We start from the raw sequence: 4,077 nt of genomic DNA, 5'->3' as shown, positions 1-4,077 counted from the left end.
GCTTTGCGCTTTGCGCTTTGCGCTTTGCGCTTTGCGCTTTGCGCTCTGCGCTTTGCGCTCTTCAAGCTTCAAAAAAAAAAACCTTACCCCCGCCGCGACCGCCACAAACTGTCACCGATAAACAGCAACAGCCCGGTCCAGATCGCCGCAAACCCGATCGCCTTTGCCGTATCAAACGGCTCGCGGAAGAAGAACACCCCCAGCAACAACCCCAGGCTCGGCGCGATGTACTGCAGAATCCCCACCAGCGACAGCGGAATCCGCTTCACCCCGTAGGCAAACCCGATCAACGGCAGCGCCGTCACCGCACCGCCCAGAATCAGCAGCGCATCGTTCTTCCAGCCCCAGCCACTGAAGAACCCGCCGCCGTGCCCGTTCTCGCTCCACACCGCAAACCCGATCGCCGGCAGGAACAGATACAGACTCTCCACCCCCAACCCCGCCACCGGGTCCACCGAAATCAGCTTCCGCAACAACCCATACAGCCCGAACGAACACGCCAGCCCCAACGCAATCCACGGCGGCGTGCCCGCATCGTAGGTCAGCCACGCCACCCCCAACGCCGCGCAGCCCACCGCCAGCCACTGCAACCCGCGCAGCCGCTCCTTCAGCACCACCACCCCCAGCACCACGCTCACCAGCGGATTGATGAAGTACCCCAGGCTCGTCTCGATCACGTGCCCCGCATTGATCGCCCAGATGTACAGCCCCCAGTTGAACGCAATGGCCACGCTGCTCAGCGCCAGCGTCGGCAGCGCCCGCTTCTGCGCCGCAATCTGCTTCCACCAGCCCGTCCCCGCGCTCAGCAGCAGCCAGGCCACCACCAGCACCGTGCTCCAGATGATCCGGTGCGCGATGATCTGCTGCGACGGCACCGCCTGCAGCAGGTGCCAGTAGACCGGCACCAACCCCCACAGCGTGAACGTAAACGCCGTGATCGCCAGACCGCGCCGTTGCTCCTGCAGACTGTGCTGCGGCAGGGCGCTCATTTCGCGCGCGTCCGGGCCAGCGTCAGCACCAGCACGCCGACCAGAATCACCACCATCGCCGCGATGTCATGCAGCCCAAAACGCTCGTGGCCGATCAACGCGCCCAGCATCACCGCGATCACCGGATTCACATACGCATAGCTGGCCGCCAGGGCCGGGCGCACGTTGTGCAGCAGCCACACATAGGCCGTGAACGCCACGATCGAACCGAACATGCACAGGTAGGCCACCGCCAACAGACCGTTGATGCTCGGCCACGTCGTCGGCCGCTCGCCCGTGGCCACGCCCAGCGCCACCAGCATCACCCCGCCGCACAGCATCTGCCCCGCGGCCGTCATGAACGGGTTGGGCAGGTCCAGCCCGCGCGCCCAGACCGAACCGAAGGCCCAGCCGATCGGCGCGATCAGCAGCAGGATCAGCCCCTGCGGCGAGGCCGTCAGGCTGCTGCCGGCGTTGAGCCAGACCACGCCAAGGAACCCGATCGCAATGCCCAGCCACTCGCCGCGGCTGGCATGGGTACCGCGCATCGCCCCGAACAGCGCCATCCACAACGGCACCGAGGCCACCGCCGTGGCGGCCAGGCCCGACGACACCGTGCGCTCGGCCAGCACCACCATGCCGTTGCCCAGCACCAGCATGGTCAGGCCCATGATCGCCAGGTTGCGCCACTGGCGGCGGGTCGGCGCGGCCATCCCGCGCCAGCGCAGCACCGCGTACATCAGCGAACCGGCGATGATGAACCGGGCACCGGACACCATCGTCAGCGGCAGGGCGCCGCCCTCCAGCGCCAGCCGGATACCCAGGTAGGTGGACCCCCAGACCACGTACACCAGCAACAGGGCCAGTACGACAAGGCCGCTCCGGGGAGCAGCCGCTGAGGGTTCGGGCGAAGACATGGCACACCACCATCCGGGGGAACCCGGATTCTAGGCCACTGCGCTGCCCGGTTCACGAAGTAAAACGGCAAGCTGTGTCTGCTTTGGCCTGCCGGGGCGCCGGTGTCGGGCACCTGTCGTTGACGTGCGGTAGGGTAACAAGGGTGACGCACCATCGTTTCCCAGCCAGGACACCCTCCCTGCATGAGTACTCCCTCCCCCGCCGCCGTGGCACACCCCGAGCGGGCCGCGCTGCGGCGCTCGATCTCCAACACCCTCAAAGGCTCGGCCGGCAATCTCGTCGAGTGGTATGACGTCTACGTCTACTCCGTGTTCGCGGTGTATTTCGAATCGCAGTTCTTCTCGGCCGCCGACAAGAACTCCACGATGTACGTCTGGGCGATCTTCGCCGCCACCTTCCTGATGCGCCCCATCGGCGCCTGGTACTTCGGCCGCTTCGCCGACCGCTACGGCCGGCGCCTGGCGCTGACGGTCTCGGTCACGGTGATGGCCGGCTGTTCGTTCCTCATCGCGATCACCCCCACCGCCTCGCAGATCGGCATCTGGGCGGCGGTGATCCTGCTGTTCGCGCGCCTGCTGCAGGGCTTTGCCACCGGCGGTGAATACGGCACCAGCGCCACCTACATGTCCGAGGCGGCCATTCCCGGCCGGCGCGGGTTCCTGTCTTCGTTCCACTACGTCACCCTGGTGGGCGGCCACGTCCTGGCGCAGCTGACCCTGCTGGGCATGCTCACCTTCTGGGACAAGCCGCAGATTTCCGAATGGGGCTGGCGCATCGCCTTCGGCATCGGCGGCATCGCCGCCATCGTGGTGTTCTGGCTGCGCCGCAGCATGGACGAATCGCTGGGCGAGGATTCCATCGAAGCGGCCAAGGAAGGGCGGGCCAAGGCGTCCGGCTCGATGTACGAGCTGTTCGTGCACCAGTGGCGTCCGCTGCTGCTGTGCTTCCTGATCACCGCCGGTGGCACCGTGGCCTTCTACACCTACTCGGTGAACGGGCCGAAGATGATCCAGAGCGCCTTCGCCGGCACCGACGTGATGACCGGTACGCTGATCAACCTGGGCGTACTGACCTTCCTGATGGTGCTGCAGCCCATTGGCGGCTGGTTGTCCGACATCGTCGGCCGCAAAAGCCTGCTGGTGTTCTTCGGCGTAGGCGGTGTGCTGTACAGCCACTACCTGATCACGGCGCTGCCCCAGCAGCAGGATCCGCTGATGGCCTTCGTGATCCTGGCGATCGGCTTTGTGATCCTGACCGGCTACACCTCGATCAACGCGGTGGTGAAGGCCGAGCTGTTCCCCACCCACGTGCGTGCACTGGGCGTGGGCTTCGGCTATGCCATGGCCAACTCGCTGTTCGGCGGCACCGCGCCCCTGCTGTACCAGGCGGCCAAGAGCAGCGATCGGGTGGGCCAGTTCGCCTGGTATGTCACCGCGATCATCGCGGTATCGCTGGTGGTGTACGTGTTCTTCCTGAAGAACAAGGGCCCCAACTGGCTGGACGGCACCCGCACCCAGCCGTAAGCCGTTGTCCGTGGCGGGCCGCACACGCGGCCCGCGCTTCAATCACGGCTGGCCGATCGCGTACCCTTCCTGGTGACCCTGCGCCGATGATGCGGCGTGGGGCATTGGATGACGCAGCAGAGGGACGTGGCGGTGCGGGGATGGATCCTGTGGATGTTGATCGGGCTGGGGCTGTTGCTCCCGGCCGTGGGCGGTGCGCGCGAATGTCGCGCCGGGCAGCCGGTGCCCGACCGCCACCCCAGCAGCGTGGCCCGCGCGCCTACCGCGCTGGAGCAGCAGGCGCATGCGCTGGCCTGCCAACGATTGGAGCAGCGTGACCGACCCTTGCGGCCTTGGGTGAAACCCGTGCAGCGCGTCCTGGTCTGGCTCACAGCGGGCGCAGCGCTGCTGTGTGCAGTCGCCCTGTTCCGGCAGTGGCGCTGGAAGCATCACGGGCATGCGTGGATGTATGCCTTGGTGGCGGTGCACAGCCTGTCGGTCTTGATACTGCTTGGGACCGCGCTGGCGGTGTATCGCGGGGTCGCCCTGGGCACCGGGCGTGGGCGGCCGCGTTGGCTCTGGTACGAACTGTCACCGGCCGCTTTCACCGTGCAGCAGTGCATCCAGGTAGGCATTGCCGTCGGTCTGGTGGCCCTCGGGTGGGTCCTGCTGGCGCCCACCCGAGGGCC

At 66.8% G+C, this 4,077-nt stretch carries 4 protein-coding genes; 2 read left to right on the top strand and 2 right to left on the bottom strand.

Annotation, left to right across the window (positions count from 1 at the left end):
• Positions 1-83: 83 nt before the first annotated feature.
• The gene (gene rarD / locus DBR34_RS02630) at positions 84-989 is read right to left on the bottom strand and encodes an EamA family transporter RarD (RefSeq protein ID WP_128095578.1); all 906 of its coding nucleotides are present in this window, start codon (positions 987-989) and stop codon (positions 84-86) included.
• A complete protein-coding gene (gene yedA / locus DBR34_RS02625) occupies positions 986-1,885 on the bottom strand; it encodes a drug/metabolite exporter YedA (RefSeq protein WP_128095577.1) in 900 nt (299 codons plus the stop codon). Before yedA ends, rarD begins: the two co-directional genes overlap by 4 nt.
• Positions 1,886-2,068: 183 nt before the next feature.
• Here yedA and DBR34_RS02620 point away from each other — a divergent pair, with 183 nt between their 5' ends.
• Both DBR34_RS02620 and DBR34_RS02615 read left to right on the top strand, forming a co-directional pair.
• Positions 2,069-3,409, top strand: coding sequence for an MFS transporter (locus DBR34_RS02620; protein WP_128095576.1), 1,341 nt, complete (start codon positions 2,069-2,071; stop codon positions 3,407-3,409).
• 108 nt (positions 3,410-3,517) lie between these two features.
• Positions 3,518-4,077 (top strand): hypothetical protein (locus tag DBR34_RS02615; RefSeq protein ID WP_219928199.1); only part of this gene is annotated, 560 nt, incomplete at its 3' end.

The sequence above is a fragment of the Stenotrophomonas sp. HMWF003 genome (assembly GCF_003061285.1).
Classification (GTDB): Bacteria; Pseudomonadota; Gammaproteobacteria; order Xanthomonadales; family Xanthomonadaceae; genus Stenotrophomonas; species Stenotrophomonas maltophilia_AP.
This window is presented reverse-complemented; position numbering and strand designations above follow the sequence as displayed.